This is a genomic window from Actinoplanes sp. NPDC049316, assembly GCF_040677315.1.
Classification (GTDB): domain Bacteria; phylum Actinomycetota; class Actinomycetes; order Mycobacteriales; family Micromonosporaceae; genus Actinoplanes.
This window is the reverse complement of the sequence record NZ_JBFAQM010000010.1, coordinates 145,035-165,132: the sequence shown is the minus strand read 5'-3', so window position 1 is coordinate 165,132 and position 20,098 is coordinate 145,035. Positions and strand designations below refer to the sequence as shown.

Annotated in this window: 20 protein-coding genes; 17 read left to right on the top strand and 3 right to left on the bottom strand. The window is 72.6% G+C overall.

Annotated elements, in window-relative coordinates; translation table 11 throughout:
• Positions 1–86: 86 nt before the first annotated feature.
• Genes AB0K03_RS18165 through AB0K03_RS18150 form a run of 4 tightly spaced genes read left to right on the top strand, consistent with a single transcriptional unit; the run spans position 87 to position 3,188 of the window.
• Positions 87–365: a hypothetical protein gene (locus AB0K03_RS18165; RefSeq protein WP_364685940.1), complete on the top strand. Its 279-nt coding sequence runs from the start codon at positions 87–89 to the stop codon at positions 363–365.
• Positions 366–381: 16 nt separating this feature from the next.
• Positions 382–1,785, top strand: a complete 1,404-nt coding sequence (locus AB0K03_RS18160) for a DUF4331 domain-containing protein (RefSeq protein WP_364685937.1) — start codon at positions 382–384, stop codon at positions 1,783–1,785.
• A gap of 5 nt (positions 1,786–1,790) precedes the next feature.
• On the top strand, positions 1,791–2,132 hold the full coding sequence (locus AB0K03_RS18155; protein WP_364685934.1) for a phospholipase: 342 nt from the start codon (positions 1,791–1,793) through the stop codon (positions 2,130–2,132).
• A 36-nt stretch (positions 2,133–2,168) separates the two neighbouring features.
• Positions 2,169–3,188, top strand: a complete 1,020-nt coding sequence (locus AB0K03_RS18150) for an AraC family transcriptional regulator (RefSeq protein ID WP_364685931.1) — start codon at positions 2,169–2,171, stop codon at positions 3,186–3,188.
• On the opposite strand, the gene glgC is transcribed toward AB0K03_RS18150, so the two are convergent.
• Positions 3,189–4,421 (bottom strand): glucose-1-phosphate adenylyltransferase, encoded by a 1,233-nt coding sequence (gene glgC, locus AB0K03_RS18145; protein ID WP_364685928.1) that lies wholly within the window; start codon positions 4,419–4,421, stop codon positions 3,189–3,191.
• A gap of 60 nt (positions 4,422–4,481) precedes the next feature.
• Between glgC and glgA the strand changes: the two genes are divergently transcribed.
• Positions 4,482–5,705 carry a glycogen synthase gene (gene glgA, locus AB0K03_RS18140; RefSeq protein ID WP_364685925.1) on the top strand — a complete coding sequence of 408 codons (1,224 nt, stop codon included), beginning with the start codon at positions 4,482–4,484 and terminating at the stop codon, positions 5,703–5,705.
• Here glgA and AB0K03_RS18135 read toward each other — a convergent pair.
• Positions 5,687–6,586 carry an FAD-dependent oxidoreductase gene (locus AB0K03_RS18135; RefSeq protein ID WP_364685922.1) on the bottom strand — a complete coding sequence of 300 codons (900 nt, stop codon included), beginning with the start codon at positions 6,584–6,586 and terminating at the stop codon, positions 5,687–5,689. The two genes, glgA and AB0K03_RS18135, sit on opposite strands and share 19 nt — an antisense overlap.
• A gap of 31 nt (positions 6,587–6,617) precedes the next feature.
• Between AB0K03_RS18135 and AB0K03_RS18130 the strand changes: the two genes are divergently transcribed.
• The gene (locus tag AB0K03_RS18130; RefSeq protein WP_364685919.1) at positions 6,618–8,240 is read left to right on the top strand and encodes a family 10 glycosylhydrolase; all 1,623 of its coding nucleotides are present in this window, start codon (positions 6,618–6,620) and stop codon (positions 8,238–8,240) included.
• On the opposite strand, the gene AB0K03_RS18125 is transcribed toward AB0K03_RS18130, so the two are convergent.
• Positions 8,230–9,864 (bottom strand): ABC-F family ATP-binding cassette domain-containing protein, encoded by a 1,635-nt coding sequence (locus AB0K03_RS18125; protein ID WP_364685916.1) that lies wholly within the window; start codon positions 9,862–9,864, stop codon positions 8,230–8,232. The two genes, AB0K03_RS18130 and AB0K03_RS18125, sit on opposite strands and share 11 nt — an antisense overlap.
• 172 nt (positions 9,865–10,036) lie before the next feature.
• Here AB0K03_RS18125 and AB0K03_RS18120 point away from each other — a divergent pair, with 172 nt between their 5' ends.
• The 11 genes from AB0K03_RS18120 (at position 10,037) to AB0K03_RS18070 (ending at position 20,068) form a co-directional block, all read left to right on the top strand.
• Positions 10,037–11,461 (top strand): sigma 54-interacting transcriptional regulator, encoded by a 1,425-nt coding sequence (locus AB0K03_RS18120; RefSeq protein ID WP_364685913.1) that lies wholly within the window; start codon positions 10,037–10,039, stop codon positions 11,459–11,461.
• Between the two features lie 2 nt (positions 11,462–11,463).
• A complete protein-coding gene (locus AB0K03_RS18115) occupies positions 11,464–13,425 on the top strand; it encodes a hypothetical protein (protein WP_364685910.1) in 1,962 nt (653 codons plus the stop codon).
• A 410-nt stretch (positions 13,426–13,835) separates the two neighbouring features.
• Positions 13,836–14,453 (top strand): CDP-alcohol phosphatidyltransferase family protein, encoded by a 618-nt coding sequence (locus tag AB0K03_RS18110; RefSeq protein WP_364685907.1) that lies wholly within the window; start codon positions 13,836–13,838, stop codon positions 14,451–14,453.
• A complete protein-coding gene (locus tag AB0K03_RS18105; RefSeq protein ID WP_364685904.1) occupies positions 14,450–15,337 on the top strand; it encodes a DUF881 domain-containing protein in 888 nt (295 codons plus the stop codon). Before AB0K03_RS18110 ends, AB0K03_RS18105 begins: the two co-directional genes overlap by 4 nt.
• Complete coding sequence (locus tag AB0K03_RS18100) at positions 15,334–15,666, top strand: small basic family protein (RefSeq protein WP_071803906.1); 333 nt, start codon at positions 15,334–15,336, stop codon at positions 15,664–15,666. Before AB0K03_RS18105 ends, AB0K03_RS18100 begins: the two co-directional genes overlap by 4 nt.
• A 10-nt stretch (positions 15,667–15,676) precedes the next feature.
• Positions 15,677–16,780 carry a DUF881 domain-containing protein gene (locus tag AB0K03_RS18095; protein ID WP_364685901.1) on the top strand — a complete coding sequence of 368 codons (1,104 nt, stop codon included), beginning with the start codon at positions 15,677–15,679 and terminating at the stop codon, positions 16,778–16,780.
• Positions 16,781–16,808: 28 nt separating this feature from the next.
• Complete coding sequence (gene gcvH / locus AB0K03_RS18090; protein WP_364685898.1) at positions 16,809–17,189, top strand: glycine cleavage system protein GcvH; 381 nt, start codon at positions 16,809–16,811, stop codon at positions 17,187–17,189.
• A gap of 212 nt (positions 17,190–17,401) precedes the next feature.
• On the top strand, positions 17,402–17,854 hold the full coding sequence (locus AB0K03_RS18085) for an FHA domain-containing protein (protein WP_067499957.1): 453 nt from the start codon (positions 17,402–17,404) through the stop codon (positions 17,852–17,854).
• Between the two features lie 59 nt (positions 17,855–17,913).
• Positions 17,914–18,594 carry a MerR family transcriptional regulator gene (locus AB0K03_RS18080; RefSeq protein ID WP_364685895.1) on the top strand — a complete coding sequence of 227 codons (681 nt, stop codon included), beginning with the start codon at positions 17,914–17,916 and terminating at the stop codon, positions 18,592–18,594.
• Between the two features lie 263 nt (positions 18,595–18,857).
• Positions 18,858–19,322 (top strand): bifunctional nuclease family protein, encoded by a 465-nt coding sequence (locus AB0K03_RS18075; RefSeq protein WP_249606951.1) that lies wholly within the window; start codon positions 18,858–18,860, stop codon positions 19,320–19,322.
• A 194-nt stretch (positions 19,323–19,516) separates the two neighbouring features.
• Positions 19,517–20,068: a MerR family transcriptional regulator gene (locus AB0K03_RS18070; protein ID WP_364685891.1), complete on the top strand. Its 552-nt coding sequence runs from the start codon at positions 19,517–19,519 to the stop codon at positions 20,066–20,068.
• Positions 20,069–20,098 lie beyond the last annotated feature (30 nt).

The window sequence follows — 20,098 nt, the reverse complement described above, 5'->3', positions numbered from 1 at the left end:
TCGCTTCGTACTGATGGCTGTCCGGGAACCAAAGACGATTCGCGCGCCTCGGGGGAGACCCCCGGGCGCATGACGAAAGGCCGAGCATGAGTCGTGTCCACTACGGCACGCGGGCGGTTTCCCGCCTGTCGCGCCGCCGGGTTCTCGCGATCGCCGCCACCGCCGGCGTCGGCGCCTCCGTGGCCGGCGTGGCCGGGCTGAGCCTCGCCGGTGAGAAGGGCTCGGGAGCCGGCGACTCGGAGCCGCTGGTGCTGTCGCTGCGCGACGCGAAGAAGGGCACCTTCGACCTCTTCTCCGGCGGCCGGAAGGTCACGATAACCGACGCCGACCTGGCGAAGAAGCTGCTCAAAGCCGTCAAGCGCTGACCGGAAAGGCAGACCCATGTCCTCGCACCGCGAAGCCCCGGAGATCAGCAAGGACCCGGTGGCCGACAGTTCCGACCTGTACGCGTTCGTCAGCCCGGACAACCCGGACACGGTCACGCTCATCGCGAACTACGTGCCCCTGCAGTTGCCGGCGAGCGGCCCCAACTTCTTCGAGTTCGGCGACGACGTGCTGTACGAGATCCACGTCGACAAGAACGGCGACGGGCGGCCCGATCTGACGTACCAGTTCCGTTTCCGGACCGAACTGCGCAACGACAAGACGTTCCTGTACAACACCGGTCCCATCGAATCGCTGGACAGCGAGAACTGGAACCGGCGGCAGTTCTATTCGGTGACGCGGGTGGACGCCAGCGGCAAGCACACCGTGCTCGCCGAGAAGCTGCCCTGCCCGCCGTGCAACGTCGGGCCGCTGTCGATCCCCGACTACAAGAAGCTCGCCGACGACGCGGTGCACAAGCTCAAGACCGGCGAGAAGGTCTTCGCCGGGCAGCGGGCCGACCCGTTCTTCGTCGACCTCGGCGCCATCTTCGACCTCGGCACGCTGCGCCCGTTCCAGGACAAGCACCTCGTCGGGCAGAAGCTGTTCAACTACGCCGGCAAGGCGGTCAACGCCACCGACAAGATGAACGTGCACTCCATCGCCGTCCAGCTGCCGCTGCACATGGTGCGCAAGGACGGCAAGAAGAAGGTCCGCGGCCGCGACCCGGGCGCCGTCGTCGGCGTGTGGACGTCGGCGAGCCGCCGCCAGGTGCAGGTCCGCCACGGCGCCAAGAACAACGACGACGTGTACGTCGGCCCGCAGGTCCAGGTGTCGCGGCTCGGCAACCCGCTGTTCAACGAGGTCATCGTGCCGATGGCGCAGAAGGACCTGTGGAACAGCCTGCCGCCCAGCGAGGACAAGCGGTTCGCCGAGTTCGTGGAGAAGCCCGAGCTCGCCCAGCTGCTGCCGGTGCTCTACCCGGGGCTGTTCGACAACCTGGCCGAGCTCAACAAGGCGGGCACCGCCCGGGCCGACCTGGTGGCGATCCTGCTCACCGGCATCCCGGACGGGCTCATCGACGAGTTCCAGAACAACACCGGCGACACCCAGGCCGACATGCTGCGCCTGAACACGGCGGTGCCGCCGTCGAAGGACGAGAACGCGTTCGGCATCCTCGGCGGCGACCTGGCCGGCTTCCCGAACGGGCGCCGCCCGGCCGACGACGTCGTGTCCATCTCGCTGCGGGCGATCGCCGGCGTGACCGTGCCGCTGGTCGACGAGAAGTTCAAGCCGGACGCGGCGGCGGCGCAGGTCGAGCAGGGCCTGACCGCCAAGGACGTCAGCTCGAAGCTGCTCAAGAAGTTCCCGTACCTCGGCGTGCCGTTCGACGGCTTCAACAACCCCTCCGGCAAGGACTGATCGCGGTGAGTGTCGGCGTGCATCACCACCACACCCTCGCGCCCTCCGGGCAGGGCACCGTGGTGCTCAACATCGGGGCCGGGATCGGCGCCCTCGTCATCCACACCCCGGGCAGCCTGCACGGGCACGAGATCGAGGTCAGCCCCGTCGACGACCCGGCGCGGCGCACCCACGCCGCGGTACGGGCCCGCTACGTGCGCGACGGCGTGCTGTTCAGCGTCGTCATCGACGGCCTGCCCGGCGGCCGGTACGTCGTCTGGCGCGACCCGGTCACCCCCCTCGCCGAGGTCACCGTGTCCGGCGGCGCGGTCACCGAGTACACCTGGCCCCAGGAGGTCAATCTGTAACAGGCGGTGACGCCCCTGTCGGCCTAGGGTGAGCGGATGGACACGGCAGGGGTGGCCGGCGTGGACCCCGGCCCGGCGCCGGAGGCTGACGTTCCGGCCCGGTCCGCGTTGCGCACGACGGACGTCGAGGAGGCCGGCGCGTTCTGCCGCCGGATGTTCTACGGGCCGCTCGAGGTGAAACCCGCGGGCGGCATCGACGGCTTCGCGTTCTCCGGCGACGTGGTGCAGACCGGCCCGCTGACCATCGGCGACATCAGCTACGGCATCGAGCTGTGCGTGGCGATCGGTGACCTGCGGACGGCGTACCACGTGCTGGCGCCGCTGACCGGCACGGTGCAGGTGCTGCACCGCGGGGCCGCCACCACGGCGGACCCGGGCCGGGCCGCGGTGTTCCAGCCCACCGGCGACATCGATCTGCGCTGGTCGCAGGACTGCCGGTTGTTCAGCGTCAAGGTGGAGCGGCTGGCGTTCGAACGTGAGCTCGAGGCGGTGCTGGAGCTGCAGGAGGGCCCGCCGCTGCCGCTGGGCGCGACGTTCGGGCTGGCCGCCGGCCCCGGGCGCAGCTGGATGGCGCTGATCCGGCTGCTGCACGCGGAGCTGCGCGAGCCCGACGGGCTGTCGACCCTGCCGTGGCTGGTCCGCCGCTGGCGCGACCTGGCCATCAGCGGTCTGGCCTGCGCGGTGGAGCAGCCCGGCAGTGGCGTGCCCGGGCAGCCCACCGCCCGCCGGCCGCGGACGGTCAAACGCACGCTCGACGCGATGCACGCCGAGCCGGGCCGCCAGTTCACCGCCGCCGAGCTGGCCGGCATCGCCGGGGTGGGCATCCGCGTGCTGCAGGAGTCTTTCCGCCAGCACGTGGGGGTGCCCCCGCTGACCTACCTGCGCCGGCTGCGCCTGGAGGGCGTGCACGCCGAGCTGACCCGCGCCGACAAGGGCCAGGTCAGCGTCAGCGAGGTGGCGCACAGGTGGGGCTTCACCCACCTGGGACGCTTCGCGGGCGCCTATCGGGCCCGCTACGGCATCAGTCCCTCGCAGACGCTGCGCGACCGCGGCTGACTACAGCTCCACCTTCTGGCCCTTGCCGATGACCACGATGCCGGCGTCGCTGACCGTGTAGAGCTTGCGGTCGCGCTCCAGGTCGACGCCGATCTGCGCGCCCTCCGGCACCACCACGTTCTTGTCGATGATGGCGTTGCGGATGATCGCGCGCCGGCCCACCCGGACGCCCTCCATGAGCACGGAATTCTCCACGTGGGCCCAGGAGTTCACCCGCACGTTGGGGGAGATCACGGAGTTCTCCACCAGCGAGCCGGACACCACCACGCCGGGGGAGATCATCGACTCGAGGGCGCGGCCCTGCCGGTCGTCGTAGTCGTGCACGAACTTCGCCGGCGGCCACGAGCCGTAGTTGGTGTAGATCGGCCAGTCCATGTTGTAGAGGTTGAACACCGGCAGCGTGGCGATGAGGTCCATGTGGGCCTCGTAGAACGAGTCGAGGGTTCCCACGTCGCGCCAGTAGCCGCGGTCGCGCTCGGTGCTGCCCGGCACCTCGTTGTCGCGGAAGTCGTAGACGTTCGCCTCGCCCCGCTCGACCAGCATCGGGATGATGTTGCCGCCCATGTCGTGCTTGCTGTCGGGGTTCTGCGCGTCGGCCGACACCGCCTCGCACAGCGCGCGGGTGGTGAAGACGTAGTTGCCCATCGACGCGTAGATCTCGTCGGGGGAGTCGGGCAGCCCCTCCACCTCGGTGGGCTTCTCCCGGAAGGCCTTGATGCGCTTGCCGTCCTCCGCCACGTCGATGACGCCGAACTGGTCGGACAGCGACTTGGGCTGGCGGATGCCGGCGACGGTCACGGCCGCGCCGGAGGCGATGTGGTCGTTGACCATCTGCTTCGGGTCCATGCGGTAGATGTGGTCCGCGCCGAAGACGATGACGTAGTCGGGATTCTCGTCGTTGATGAGGTTGAGGCTCTGGTAGATCGCGTCCGCCGAGCCGGCGAACCAGCGCGGGCCGAGCCGCTGCTGCGCCGGTACCGGGGTCACGTAGTTGCCCAGCAGCGTCGACATCCGCCACGTCTTGGTGATGTGCCGGTCGAGCGAGTGCGACTTGTACTGGGTCAGCACGACGATCTTGAGATAGCCGCCGTTGGCGAGATTCGACAGGACGAAGTCGATCATGCGGTAGATGCCGCCGAACGGGACGCCGGGCTTGGCCCGGTCCGCGGTGAGGGGCATCAGGCGCTTGCCTTCGCCACCTGCCAGAACGATCGCGAGCACCTTGACTGCCATGACCGAGACGCTAACTTTCCTGCCGCGCTCACGCCAGTCGAAAGGCTTATTCTGCGTCACGTGACCGACTCGCGTACGAAACCTGCCAGCGGCAACCTCCGCGTCGACCTGTTCACCCGGGAGTATCCGCCGGAGGTGTACGGCGGCGCCGGCGTCCACGTCGAGTACCTCGCGCGCGATCTGCGCGACCTCGCCGAGGTGCGGGTGCACTGCTTCGGCGGCAAGCGCGAGGAGCCGGGCGTCACCGCGTACCCGGAGCCGGCCGGGCTGGCCGGCGCCAACGCGGCCCTGCGCACGATGGGCGTCGACCTGGAGATGGCCGCGGGCGCCGACGGCACCGACATCGTGCACAGCCACACCTGGTACGCGAACTTCGCCGGCCACACCGCCAAGCTGCTGTACGGCGTCCCGCACGTGGTCACCACGCACAGCCTGGAACCGCTGCGCCCCTGGAAGGCCGAGCAGCTCGGCGGCGGGTACGCGCTCTCGTCGTTCTGCGAGCGCACCGCCATCGAGGCCGCCGACGCCGTCATCGCCGTCTCCGGCGGGATGAAGCGGGACGTGCTGACGGCGTACCCGGGTGTCGACCCGGACCGGATCCGGGTGGTCTACAACGGCATCGACACCGAGCAGTACGCGCCGGACCGGAACACGGACGTCGTGGAGCGCCTCGGCATCGACCGGAACCGCCCCAGCGTCGTCTTCGTCGGGCGCATCACCCGGCAGAAGGGCCTGCCATACCTCATGCGGGCCTGCCGCGACCTGCCGGCCGAGACGCAGATCGTGCTGCTGGCCGGGGCGCCGGACACCCCGGAGATCGCCGCCGAGGTGGAGGGCCTGGCCCGCGAGCTGCGCGCCGCCCGCGACGAGCACGGCGTGATCTGGGTGCAGGAGATGCTGCCCAAGCACGAGGTCGTCCAGGTGCTCACGCACGCGACCGTGTTCGTCTGCCCGTCGATCTACGAGCCCATGGGCATCGTCAACCTGGAGGCCATGGCCTGCGAGACCGCCGTCGTGGCCACCGCCACCGGCGGCATCCCGGAGGTGGTCGCCGACGGTGAGACGGGCCTGCTGGTGCCGATCGAGCAGCTGGCGGACGGCACCGGCACCCCGGTCGACCCCGAGCGGTTCGTCGCCGACCTCACCGCGGCCATGCGCAAGCTCATCGAGGACCCGGCCCGGGCCGAACAGATGGGCCTGGCCGGCCGCCGCCGCGCGGTGGAGAAGTTCTCCTGGTCGACGATCGCCCAGGACACCCTCGAGGTCTACCGCTCGCTGCTCTGAAGCAGCGCCCGCGCGACCGCGCGTCCGGACAGCCAGGCCGTCTGGACGCGCGGCTTGCCGAAGGCGTCACCGGCGAGCCACACCCGGCCGTCCGTCGCGTACGGGCCGTCGAGGGGTTCCGGCTGCGCGTAGGTCCAGCGGTGGACCTGGACGTCCGGGGCGGCCGCGATGCCGAGGAGCTCGCCGGTGGCCGCCGCCATCGCCGGTCCCGCGGCGGCCGGGTCGCCGAGGTGCGCGCGGGCCACCTCGGGCGTGGAGTGGGCGACCAGGACGGGGGCGCGGTCGCCGCGCCGGTCGCCGTCGTCGCAGACCGTCGTCAGCACCGGGTGGTCGTTGACGAACGCGCCGTGGAAGCCGGCCCACACCCGCTCCGGGTACGCCAGCACGGCCGTGATCACCGGCTGCCACGCCTGGCGCCGGGCGGCGTCCGCGACCGCGGCCGGCGGGTTCAGGCGCAGCGCCTGCGGCCCCGGCATCGCGAGCACCACCGCGTCGGCGTCGTCCGGGACCGCGGTCACTTCGCTGTCCAGGCGTACGTCCAGCCCTTCGGCGAGGTCGGCGGCGAGCGACCGCAGCCCGCCGGGCGCGGCCCACCGCATCGGCCCCTTCGCCGGTTCGCCGGGCAGGACGGCCAGGGTGTCGGTCCACGGGCGGGCCAGCCCGCGGGCCCGCCACGACTCCGCGAGCGCCGCGAAGTCCGGATCGTCGGGCACGACGTAGGCCGCGCCGATGTCGGCGTACCGGCCGCCGTAGCGCTTGCTGGCCAGCCGCCCGCCCACCACCCGCCCGCGCTCCAGAACCCGGACCTGCACGCCGGCCCGCTGCAGCTCACGGGCGCAGGACAGCCCGGCGACCCCGGCACCGACAACCACCACGTTCATGACCCGACACTAGAGCGGGCACACTGGGTGGGTGCCTCGTCCCCCCGCCCGGCTCGTCCTGATCCTCGCCGCCGTCCTGCTCGCCGTGGCCGTCCTCGGCCTCGGGCTGCTGCGCGCGGCCACCTACGAGGAGCCCGACCCCGCCCCGATCGCCGGTCAGCAGGCGGTCCCGGCCGGGGGCACGCCGGGGCGCTGCGGCGCCGTGCCGGTGCGGGCCACCCGCGAGCTGCGGGGGATGTGGCTGACCACGGTCATGAACATCGACTGGCCCAGCCGGCCCGGCCTGCCCAAGGAGCAGGTGCAGGCGGAATACCTGCGCTGGCTCGACCTGGCCGTGGCCCAGCACCACAACGCGATCTTCGTGCACGTGCGGCCGTCCGGGGACGCGTTCTGGCCCTCGGCGTACGCGCCCTGGTCCGAGTGGCTCACCGGCAAGCGGGACGGCCGGTCGCCGGGGTGGGACCCGATGCAGTTCATGGTCGCCGAGGCGCACGCGCGCAACCTGGAGTTCCACGCGTGGTTCAACCCGTACCGGGGGAGCCAGCCCGCCCCGGCCGGGCCCGGCGCCGACTTCGCCAAGCTCGCGCCGAACCATCCGCTGCTCAAGCACCGCGACTGGGCCATCGCGTACCCGGACGGCAAGACCGCCCGGCTGTACTTCGACCCGGGCAACCCGGCGGCCCGCCGGTTCGTCGAGGACGCCATGCTCGAGGCCGTCGGGAAGTACGACGTGGACGGCGTGCACTTCGACGACTTCTTCTACCCGTACCCGGAGGGCGGGGGGAACGAGTTCCGCGACGACAAGAGCTTCGCCAAGCGGGCCGACAAGAAGCAGAGCCGGGCCGACTGGCGGCGGCAGAACGTCGACACGCTGGTCCGGGAGATGAGCGAGCGGATCAAGCAGCTCAAGCCCTGGGTGAAGTTCGGCATCAGCCCGTTCGGCATCTGGCGCAACAAGACCAGCGATCCGGCCGGCTCGGACACCAGCGGCCTGCAGAGCTACGACGCGATCTACGCCGACACCCGCAAGTGGGTGCGCGAACGCTGGCTCGACTACATCGTCCCGCAGCTGTACTGGGCCATCGGCTTCGACAAGGCCGACTACGCCAAGGTGCTGCCGTGGTGGTCGGCGCTGGTCAAGGGCACCGGCGTGCAGCTCTACATCGGGCAGGGAGACTACCGCGTCGGCGAGAAGGGCCCGTGGAAGCAGCCCGACCAGATCGAGCGTCAGCTCGCCCTCAACGACCGGTACGGCGTGCAGGGCAGCGTCCACTTCAGCGCCAAGCAGATCCGCGCCGACCGCCTGGGCGCCGTCACCCGATACCGCGCCCGGCACTACGCGACGCCGGCGCTGGTGCCCACGATGCGCCGGTTGCCGCTGGAGCCGCCGGAGGCGCCCCGGGCCACCGCGGCCCGGCGCACCGGCGGGACGGTCTCCGTGGAATGGCAGGTCCGCGACGGCGCCGAGCCGGTGTCCTGGGCGCTCTACCGGGTCGACGGCGCGGTCGCGAACCTCGTCGCCACCGGCCGGGCGGGCAAGCAGGACGCCGTCGACCCCGCGCCCCCGGCGGGCGCGGCCACGTACTGCCTGAGCGGGCTGGACCGCTCGGGCAACGAGAGCGCGATCAGCGACCCGGTGTCGGTCAGCCCCTGACCGTGCCGTCCACGACCTCCAGATGCCGGGCGGTGTGCACGGCGTCGAGCATCCGCCGGTCGTGGGTGACCAGCAGCAGCGTCCCGGGGTAGGTCGCCAGCGCCGCCTCCAGCTGCTCGATCGCCGGCAGGTCCAGGTGGTTGGTCGGCTCGTCGAGAACCAGCAGGTTCACCCCGCGCGCCTGCAGCAGGGCCAGCGCCGCGCGGGTGCGCTCGCCGGGGGACAGGGTCGCGGCCGGCCGCAGCACGTGCTGGGCCCTCAGCCCGAACTTCGCCAGCAGCGTGCGGACGTCGGCCTCGGCGAGGTCCGGCACGGCCGCGCCGAACGCCCGCAGCAGTGGCTCGCCGCCGAGGAACAGCCCGCGGGCCTGGTCCACCTCGCCCACCACCACGCCGGGACCCAGGTGGGCGCTGCCCTCGTCCAGCGGCAGCCGGCCGAGCAGCGCGGCGAGCAGCGTCGACTTGCCGGCGCCGTTCGCCCCGGTGATCGCGACCCGGTCCGCCCAGTCGATCTGCAGCGTCACCGGGCCCAGCGTGAACGCGCCGCGGCGCACCACCGCGTCGCGCAGCGTGGCCACCACCGCGCCGGCCCGGGGCGCCGCGGCGATCTCCATCCGCAGCTCCCACTCCTTGCGCGGCTCCTCGACCACGTCCAGCCGCTCGATCAGCCGTTGCGTCTGCCGGGCCTTGGCGGCCTGCTTCTCGGTCGACTCGGCGCGCAGGTTCCGGCCGATCTTGTCGTTGTCCTTGGACTTGCGGCGCGCGTTGCGCACGCCGTGCTCCATCCAGCCGCGCTGGGTCCGCGCGCGCTCCTCGAGGCCCGCCTTCTTGTCGGCGTACTCCTCGTAGTCCTCGCGCGCGTGCCGCCGGGCGGTCTCGCGCTCCTCGAGGTAGGCGCCGTAGCCGCCGCCGTACAGGTTCACCTGCTGCTGCACGAGGTCGAGCTCCAGCACCGCGGTGACCGTACGGGTCAGGAACTCCCGGTCATGGCTGACCACCACCGTCCCGGCGCGCAGCCCGGTGACGAACTCCTCCAGCCGGGCCAGCCCGTCCAGGTCGAGGTCGTTGGTCGGCTCGTCGAGCAGGAACACGTCGTATCGGCTCAGCAGCAGCGACGCCATCTGCGCGCGGGCGGTCTGCCCGCCGGACAGCGCGGTCATCGGCCGGTCGAGCGCCACCGCCAGGCCCAGGTCGGCGGTGACCTGGGCGGCGCGCTCGTCCAGGTCGGCGCCGCCCAGCGCCAGCCAGCGCTCGAGCGCGGCCGCGTACGCGTCGTCGGCGCCGGCCGTCCCCGCGGCGAGCTCCTCGGCGGCGGCGTCCATCGCCGCATGTGCCGGGCCGACGCCCGTGCGGCGGGCCAGGAAGTCCCGGACGGTCTCGTCCGCACGCCGCTCCCGCTCCTGCGGCAGGTAGCCGACGGTCGCGGTGGGCGGGCTGACCGTGACGCTGCCCGCCTCGACGGGGAGCAGTCCCGCGAGGGTGCGCAGCAGCGTCGTCTTGCCCGCCCCGTTGACCCCGACCAGGCCGATCACGTCACCGGGCGCGACCACCAGATCGAGGCCGCTGAACAGGGTGCGGTCGCCGTGCCCCGCGGCGAGGTCCCGGGCGATCATCGTGGCGCTCATCGGGACCTGACTCTATCGGCGTGCTCAACCGGGTATCGGCACCGCCGTGCCGGAGACCCGTACGCCCCCGTGTACGCGACCCGCGGTGGTAGCGCGGTCCCGAGCTTGCCGGTCCCGGGCCCGCTCGGCCGACCTTGGTCGGCTCCGCCCGCGCGGGAGTAGCGTTCTCGAAGTGACAGAGGCTTCCACACCGCTTGTCCCCACACCGCCTACCGATCTTCCGCGCACCCTCGGCGAGCTGCGTGCCGCCGGGCACGAGTTCCGCACCGTCAAGGAGGAGCTGCGCGACAACCTGCTCGACCGGCTGCGCCGCGGCGCGCCCCGGTTCCCCGGCATCGTCGGCTACGACGACACGGTGCTGCCCGAGGTCGAGCGGGCCCTGCTCGCCGGCCACGACATGGTGCTGCTGGGCGAGCGCGGCCAGGGCAAGACCCGGCTCATCCGGGGGCTGATCGACCTGCTCGACGAGTGGACGCCGTACATCTCCGGCTCGGAGCTGCGCGAACACCCGTACCAGCCGCTCACCCCGGCCACCCGACGGCTCGCCGCCGAGACCGGCGACCTGCTGCCGATCTCCTGGCTGCACCGCTCCGAGCGGTACGGCGAGAAGCTCGCCACCCCGGACACCAGCGTCGGCGACCTCATCGGCGACGTCGACCCGATCAAGGTGGCCGAGGGCCGCGCGCTCGGCGACCCCGACACGATCCACTTCGGGCTGGTGCCGCGCACCAACCGGGGCATCTTCGCCGTCAACGAGCTGCCCGACCTGGCCGAGCGCATCCAGGTGTCGCTGCTCAACGTCCTCGAGGAACGCGACATCCAGGTCCGCGGCTACCAGTTGCGGCTCCCGCTCGACCTGCTGCTGGTGGCCTCGGCCAACCCCGAGGACTACACCAACCGCGGGCGCATCATCACCCCGCTCAAGGACCGGTTCGGCGCCGAGATCCGGACGCACTACCCGCTCGAGGTGGAGCTGGAGACCGACCTGATCCGGCAGGAGGCGGCGCTGGCCGCGGCGGTGCCCGACCACCTGGTCGAGGTGCTCGCCCGATACACCCGCGCGGTGCGCGAGTCGCCGGCCGTCGACGCCCGCTCCGGCGTGTCCGCCCGGTTCGCCATCGCCGCCGCCGAGACCGTCGCCGCGTCCGCGCTGCGCCGGGCCGGGCTGCGCAACGAGCGCGAGGCCGTGGCCCGCATCTGCGACGCCGCCTCGGTCACCAGCACGCTGCGCGGCAAGGTGGAGTTCGACAGCGGCGAGGAGGGACGCGAGACCGAGATCCTCGCCCATCTGCTGCGGGTCGCCACCGCCGAGACGTTCCGGGCCCGGCTGGCCGGGCTGGACCTGTCCGGCTTCACCGACCTGGTCGCCGAGGGCTCGATCATCGAGACCGGCGACCTGGTGTCCGCCGAGGAACTGCTCGCGCAGATCGGCACGGTCCCCGGGCTGGCCAAGGTCCTCGACCGGCTCGGCCTCGGCGACGCGCCCAGCCCCGGGCAGGCCGCCGCGGGCGTCGAGTTCGTCCTCGAGGGCCTGCACCTGACCCGCCGGCTGGCCAAGGAGCTGACCGACGACGGCCGCACCCTGTACGGGAGCTGACCGTGGCCGGGAATCGTTTCCGGTACGGCGCCTGGCGCGACGGGCCGGATCCACTCGCGCCGCCGTACGACGTCCGGGCCGCGGTCGACCAGGTCGGGGAGCGCGTCCTGGGCGGCGAGAGCCTGCGTGACGCGCTGCGCGACCTGCTGCGCCGCGGCCCCCGCGACGGCCGCGGGCTGGACGACCTGCAGGCCCGCGCGCGGCGGCTGCGCCGGGAGGCACTGCGCCGCGGCAACCTCGACGGCGCCGTCACCCGGGCCCAGCAGCTGCTCGACCAGGCCCTCGCCGCCGAACGCGACGAGCTGCGCGGGCGCGACGACATGGACGCCCGTTTCAACGAGGCCGTCCTGGACAACCTGCCGCGCTCGACGTCGCGCGCGGTCGAGGAGCTCTCCGAATACCAGTGGGCCAGCGCCGAGGCCCGCGACCTCTACCAGCAGATCCTCGACGGGCTGCGGCGCGAGGTCGTCGAGCAGCGATTCGCCGGCATGCGCGACGCGCTGCAGGGCCGCGACCCGGCCACCGACGCCCGGGTCGCCGAGATGGTGTCGGACCTCAACGACCTGCTCGGCAAGCACGCCCGCGGCGAGGACACCGACGACGCGTTCCAGCAGTTCATGGCCAAGCACGGCGACTTCTTCCCGGAGCAGCCGGAGAACGTCGAGGAGCTCATCGACTCGCTGGCCCGGCGCGCCGCGGCCGCCGAACGGCTCATGCGCTCCCTGAGCCCTCAGCAGCGCGACGAGCTGTCGCGGCTGATGGACCAGGCCCTCGGCGACGGGCCGCTGCGTGGCCAGCTCGCCGAGCTCACCGACAACCTGCGCGCGCTGCGCCCCAACCTCAACTGGGGGCGCGGCGAGCGCATGCGCGGCGAGCAGGACCTCGGCTACGGCGACGCGGCCGCGGCCCTGGGCGAGATCGGCGAGCTGGACGACCTGCTCGACCAGCTCGGCCAGGAACACCCCGGCGCCACGCTCGACGACATCGACGTCGAGGCGGTGGAACGCCAGCTCGGCCGGGGCGCCGCCGACGACGTCCGGCGCCTGCGCGAGCTGGAACGCGAGCTGCGCCGGCAGGGCTGGGTCACCCGCGACGACGACGGGCTCACGCTGTCGCCCAAGGCGTTGCGCCGGCTCGGCCGTACGGCCCTGGCCCAGGTCTTCAAGGACCTGTCGGGCAAGCAGCGCGGCGAGCACGACCTGCGCGACGCGGGCGCGGCCGGCGACCTCATCGGCTCGTCGCGGCGCTGGCAGTTCGGCGACGAACAACCGCTCGACGTGGTCCGCACGATCGGCAACGCGGTCCGCCGCCGCGCCGGTCACGCGACGGCCACGGTCCCGGTCCGCCTCGAGCCGGAGGACTTCGAGGTCGCCGAGACCGAACGCCGGGCCTCGGCGGTGGTCGCGCTCTGCGTCGACCTGTCGTACTCGATGTTCGCCGACGGCCGCTGGGGCCCGATGAAGCAGACGGCGCTGGCGCTGTCCCACCTCGTCGCCACCCGGTTCCCGCAGGACTCGCTGCAGATCGTCGGTTTCGGCCGGTACGCGATGTCGCTCACCCAGGGCGAGCTCGCGGCCATCGAACCCGACATGATCCAGGGCACCAACCTGCAGCACGCGCTCAAACTGGCGGGCCGCCACCTGCGCCGGCACCCCGGTTCCGAGCCGGTGGTGCTGGTCGTCACCGACGGCGAACCGACCGCCCACCTCGAGGAGGACGGCGAGGCGTTCTTCACGTGGCCGACCACCCCGGAGACGGTCCGGCTGACCGTGCAGGAGGTGGACCAGCTCACCCGCTACGGCGCGACGCTGAACCTCTTCATGCTCGGTGAGGACCCGGGCCTGCGCCGCTTCGTCGACGCCGTGGCGCAGCGCAGCGGGGGACGGGTGTTCAGCCCGGACGCCGAGGAACTCGGGCGGTACGTGGTGGACGACTACGTCCGGAGTCGGCGCGGCAAGCGGTGACCCTCGCGCTCCCTCGGGCAAGGCGTCCGGGGGAGCGCTGTGCCGGGTGCCTTGCGAAACTGTGCGCTCTGCCTGCCCATCCGGTCCCGGGTCGCATTCGCACGTGCCCATCCCGTCCCGTTCCGGGCACGCCGGTCTGAGCGCGACGCCGCACCCCACCGGGTCGGCCTGCACGCAGACCTTCAACCTATCTTCCTAGGATGGCTTAGAGGGCGTGCGGTGGGTGACGAGCGGGGGACGGTCCGGCACGGGGTGATTCTGGGTCGGGGCGGGGCTGGTTATAGTGGCTCGGCGAGTGCGCGGACCGGCGTGCCCGGCGGCCTCCAGGGGGACGGTCGCGAGGCCCGTTCCGCCGCTGGTGACGTCCGCGGGTGGGGGCCCGGGCCGATTCGCAGGGGAGAGGGGGCGCGATGTCGCAGCAGGCTGCGCCCATGACGGCCACCAACCGGATCTGGACCGTCCCCAACGTGATCAGCTTCGTGCGGCTGCTCGGCGTGCCTTTGTTCCTCTATCTGCTGCTCGGCCCGCATCACGACGTCGCGGCCGTGGTGGTGCTCGCGCTCGGCGGCACCACCGACTGGGTCGACGGGTACGTCGCCCGCCGGATGAACTCGGTGAGCCGGCTCGGGGAGCTGCTCGACCCGTTCGCCGACCGGCTGTACATCCTCGCCACGCTCGTCGGCTTCACCGTGCGCGAAGTCATCCCGTGGTGGCTCACCGCGGCTCTGCTGCTGCGCGAGGCCGTGCTCGGCGTCGCGCTGCTGGTGCTGCGCCGGCACGGGTACGGCCCGCCGCCTGTGCACTACGTCGGCAAGACCGGCACGTTCGTGCTGCTCGGCGCGTTCCCGGTGCTGCTGCTGGCGGAGGCCGTGCCGGCCGCGGAGAGCATCGCCGGGCCGATCGGGTGGGGGCTGGCCTGGTGGGCGCTCGGCCTGTACTGGGCGGCCGCGGTGCTCTACCTGGCGCAGACCCGCGCGCTGCTGCGCGCCGACCGTGCGGCGTCCGCACGCGAGGCTGTCGCCGGATGACCACGCCCGACGGCGGCGCCGACGCCCGGCAGCCGCGGTTCACCCCTGACTTCCTGACCGAGCTGTTCCGCAACCCCCTGGACCCCGGGTACGCCGAAGCGGCCGCCCGTAAGCAGCGGGGTGAGGGGCCCACGGGCGTCCGGCGACAGATGATCAAGGTCGTGAGCAGTCTCACGCTCGTCGCGCTGGGGTTCCTGCTCGTGGTCGCGTACCAGCAGACGATGGCCGACGAACCGGCCCGGACGCAGGCCCGGGACACCCTCATCGACCAGGTGCAGAGCCGCCGGGAGGAGACCGGGGAGCTGCAGGCGCGGGCAGAGCGGCTGCGCGCCGAGGTCGCCGGCCTGCGCGAGCAGCAGCTCGGCGGCGCCGCCGTGGCGAGGCTGCGCGGTCTCGAGGCGCAGACCGGGCTGGCGCCGGTCAAGGGCTCCGGCGCGCGGGTCACCGTCGGCGACGGCCCGACGCCGATCGACCCGGTCACCGGGGAACGCAACAACGAGGCCCGGGTCCGCGACACCGACCTGCAGCTGGCCACCAACGCGCTGTGGGCGGCCGGAGCCGAGGCGATCGCGATCAACGGCCAGCGGCTCACCGCGACGTCGGCGATCCGGCAGGCCGGCGAGGCGATCCTGGTCGACCTGCGGCCGGTCACCACGCCGTACCAGGTGGTCGCGATCGGGCCGGACTCGCTCGCCGGCGACTTCCGCGACGGCGCGGCCGGCAAGTTCTTCCGCGCCCTCAACAGCAAGTACGGCATGTCGTACGACGTCGCCGAGGTCGACGGCGTCACGCTCGACGCGGCGACCCAGCCGAACCTGCGCCAGGCCACCCCGTCCGCACCCGCGCCCTCCGCGGCCGGCTCCCCGTCGAAAGGCGGCCGATGATCGCCGTACTCGCCCTGATCGCCGGTGTCGTGCTCGGCATCGTGTTCCATCCCACCGTGCCGCCGGCGCTGCAGCCGTACCTGCCGATCGCGGTGGTCGCCGCGCTCGACGCGGTCTTCGGCGGGGTGCGAGCGAAGCTGGACGGCATCTTCGACGACAAGCAGTTCGTGGTGTCGTTCATCGCGAACGTCGTGGTGGCGGCGCTGATCGTGTACCTGGGCGATCAGCTGGGCGTGGGCGGGCAGCTCTCGACGGGTGTCGTGGTGGTCCTCGGGGTGCGTATCTTCGGCAACGTGGCGGCGATCCGCCGGCACCTGTTCCGGGCGTAGGGCGGCCGCGATGACCGACGACGAGAAGACCGCGCGCATCGTGCCGCCCGGCGACGAGGCCTCGCAGCCCGGCGCCGGCGCGCGAGAGGTGCCGATCGAGGCGGACGGGCCGACGGTGCGTCTGACGCCGCCGACCCCGCCTCCGCCCGCTGACACGGCACCCGCCGAAAGGCCGCCCGCCGCCGTGCCGGCCGCTGATGCGGAGCCCGCCGTGCCGGCCGCTGATGCGGAGCCTGCCGTCGCCGCCGAGGCTCAGCCCGGTGGGGAGCCGACGACCTCCGCGCGTGCTGCGGCCGTACCTGAGAAAGCGTCGGCCGGCGAGCCGGCGCGGACGCAGGTGCCCGACCCGGACGGTCCCGGGGCGGTGTCACCTGAAAAGGTGAGCCCGCCGGACGCGGCGCCGGCGGTGGCGCCGTGGCGCCGGTTGTCGTCGGCCGGCGCGCTGATCTGGGTGCTGCTGGCGCTCTTCGGTTTCACCCTGGTCGTGCAGCTGCGCAGCAACGACGCGGACTCCGGGCTGGCGTCGGCGCGGCAGGAGGACCTGGTGCGGATCCTGTCCGACCTGGAGGCCCGCGACCAGCGGCTGCAGCAGGAGATCAACGGCCTGGAGGAGAGCCAGCGGCAGCTCACCTCGGGCGTGGCCGGGCGGCAGGCGGCGCTGGCCGAGGCCGAGAAGCGGGCCGACGAGCTGGGCCTGCTGTCGGGCACGTTGCCGGCGCGCGGTCCCGGCCTCAAGATCTCCATCGATCCGAAGGGCCAGCCGATCAAGGCCTCCGCGATCCTGAACGCGGTGCAGGAGCTGCGCGGCGCCCAGGGCGAGGTCATGGAGCTGGTCGGCGGCAACGGCGTGACCGTGCGCATCGTGGCGTCGTCGTACTTCGTCGACGCGGCCGGCGGCGAGATCATCGTCGACGGCAAGCAGCTCAGCGGCCCGTACACGCTCTGGGTGATCGGGGTGCCGTCGACCATGCAGACCGCGCTGCAGATCCCCGGTGGGGTGGTCGAATCGGTGCGCCAGGCCGGCGGTAACGTGACCATGGAGCAACGCGCCGCGGTCGACGTGACCGCGGTGCGTCAGCCAGCCAGCCTGCAGTACGCACGCCCGGTGTCCTGAGCGGGTGTGCTTCTCAACGGAGGAATGCGTGATTCCCGAGGATCTGCGGTATACGGCCGAGCACGAGTGGGTGTCCGGCGACGGCACCGGTCCCGTGCGCGTGGGCATCACCCACTTCGCGCAGGACGCGCTCGGCGACATCGTCTTTGTGCAGCTGCCCGACGAGGGCACGGTGGTGCAGGCCGGCGACCAGCTGGGCGAGATCGAGTCGACGAAGAGCGTCTCGGAGATCTACGCGCCGGTGGCGGGCACGGTGGTGTCCCGCAACGCCACGCTGGCCGACGAGCCCGAGCTGATCAACGCCGAGCCGTACGCGGCCGGCTGGCTGGTCGAGATCGCCCCGGACGACCCGGCGGCGCTCGGCGGCCTGCTGGACGCGGAGGCGTACCGGGCGCTGACCGACAGCTGATCGTGAACGTCCGCGCGTCTGGTTGCCCGGTATATCCACGCTGACTAGGCTCGCGGAGCACCTGTAGAACCGTTATCACTTAGAAACCGATAGTCGTGCGTCCGGGCCTCCGGGCAGCGGCGGCGGGGGGCGCTGCGCTCCGGACCCCACGTCCGGCCTGCTCACCCTTGGTCGTCGGGCGGCGAGACGAAACAGATTCCGTGAGGTGGTCCATGACGCGCCCAGACGACGAGTTCCCCCCACTCGACGTCACGTCCACGCTGAACCTCGGTGCGCTCGACGAGGTGCTCGAGGGGCCTGAGACCGACGTGGTGCCGAGCCGGATGTCCGGTTCGCTCCCGCCCGGGATGGCGCTGCTCGTGGTGCGCCGCGGCCCGAACGCGGGTGCGCGGTTCCTGCTGGACCACGACGTGACGACCAGCGGCCGGCACCCCGACAGCGACATCTTCCTCGACGACGTGACGGTCTCGCGCCGGCACGCCGAGTTCCACCGCGACGGGGGCACCTTCACGGTCCGCGACGTCGGCTCGCTCAACGGCACGTACGTGAACCGGGAGCGGGTGGAGTCCGCGACGCTGAGCAACGGCGACGAGGTCCAGATCGGCAAGTTCCGGCTGGTCTTCATCGCCGGTCCGCGGCCGGAGGGCGAGGGCGGCGGGGCGTGAACCCGTCGGGGGCGGCCGCGCAGGACCCGGGCGCACGCCCGGGCCGTGACGCTGCGCTGATGAGCATCGGGGAGGTGCTGGCCCAGCTGCGGACGGAGTTCCCCGACACGACGATCTCGAAGCTCCGGTTCCTGGAGGCGGAAGGGCTGGTCGACCCCCAGCGCACCGCCTCCGGCTACCGCAAGTACTCGTGGAACGACGTGGCGCGGCTGCGCTTCGTGCTGACCGCGCAGCGCGACCAGTACCTTCCACTGCGGGTGATCCGGGAGCAGCTGGAGGCGGTGGAGCGCGGGGACGACCCGCTGAGCCGGCAGCGGCCCACCCTGGTGGCCGTCGGCTCGGAGGCGGAAGCCGCGGCGGAGGCCGCGGACACCCGGGTGTCGCGGGCGGACCTCGTCGAGCGCACCGGCATCGGCGAGCAGCTGCTCACCGAGCTGGAGCGGATCGGCCTGGTCGTCTCGCGCCCGCCGGGCTGGTACGACGGCGACGCGGTGGTGATCGTCGAGGCGGTCGTCGGGCTGACCCGCCACGGCCTGGAGGCGCGGCATCTGCGGGCGTTCCGCGCCGGCGCCGACCGCGAGGTGGGTCTCTTCACGCAGCTGCTGGCGCCGCTGGTGCGCCAGCAGGACCCGGCGGCCCGGGCCCGCGCGGCCGAGACGGCGCGCGAGCTGCAGGCGCTGTCGCAGCGGCTGCACGCGGCGCTGGTCCGGGCGGGGTTGCGCGACACCTTGGGCCGCTGAGGCCCTCCGGGTTTACGCCCAGCGCTGAACACCTTCCCGGCGCGGCGCCGCGAAGGCACGGGGACTGCTGACCGGTGACCAGCGGCGCGGCGGGGTTCGGCCGCGCCGCGGCGGGTATGCCGAGTGGGATCGGACACGGACCTCGTGTGGCGCTCGTCCCACGACGTCCGTGTACCGTGCAGGATAGGGCGGGAATCAGCCTGAGGTCGCCGTTTCGACGGTGATCGACGGGGCGGCGACGACGTGCGACACGGAGGCGGGCGGTGCGCGAGCTGAGCGTGGTCGGAGTTCGGGTGGAGCTGCCGAGCAACCAGCCGATCGTCCTGCTCAGGGAGGTCGACGGCGATCGGTATCTGCCGATCTGGATCGGCGCGGTGGAGGCTACCGCCATCGCGTACGAGCAGCAGGGCGTGAAGCCCGCCCGGCCGCTGACCCATGACCTGCTCCGGGACATCCTCACGGCGCTCGAGGCGCCGCTGAAGGCGGTCGAGATCACGGAGCTCAAGGAGAACGTCTTCTACGCCGACCTGCTGATCGGCGACGACCTGCGGGTCTCGGCCCGGCCGAGCGACTCGATCGCGCTGGCGCTGCGGGTCGGCGCCCCGATCCGGTGCGCCGACCAGGTTCTCACCGAGGCCGGCATCGTCATCCCGGACGAGCAGGAGGACGAGGTCGAGAAGTTCCGCGAGTTCCTCGACCAGGTCCGCCCCGAGGATTTCGCCGGCTGACCGCCGGTTGCGGCCGGTGCGGCTCCCGCCGCTGGTGGGGGCCGTTTTGTGGCGCCGGTGCATCGACGGTGACCATATGTCCGGCTCCTCCGTACGCGGCGTGTCGCAGCATTACCTCCCTGTTTCCGGGCACGCTGAGTTATAGGCTCGTGAAGTCCAGGTGAAGCGGCACCGCGCAGCGGGGAGGTAGTCGCGTGCACGGCTCAGATCCTCAGGAGGGCCCACTCGTCGGCGCGGACGGCGAGGTCGGGTATCGCGGGGTCACCGCGTGCCAGGCGGTCGGCATCAGTTACCGCCAGCTCGACTACTGGGCCCGGACCACGCTGGTCGTGCCGAGCATCCGCGACGCGTCGGGCTCCGGCACGCAGCGGCTCTACTCGTTCCGCGACCTGGTCGTCCTCAAGGTCGTCAAGCGGCTGCTCGACGCCGGGGTGTCGCTGCAGAACATCCGCAAGGCGATCGAGACGCTGCGTTCGCGCGGGGTCGAGGATCTCGCCGGTATCACGCTGATCTCCGACGGCACGACGGTGTACGAGTGCCGGTCGCCGGAGGAGGTCGTCGATCTGCTGCAGGGCGGCCAGGGCGTCTTCGGCATCGCGATCGGCGGGGCGTTCAAGGAGATCCAGGGCTCGCTGTCGCACCTGCCCGCCGAGCCCGCCACGCAGCCGCAGCCGGTGGGCGTGCCGGCGGAACCGGCCGCGGGCGACGAGCTGGCCGCACGCCGCGCCCGGCGCCGCGCGGGCTGACGGCTTCGTTTGCCGGTCCGGCAACGAACG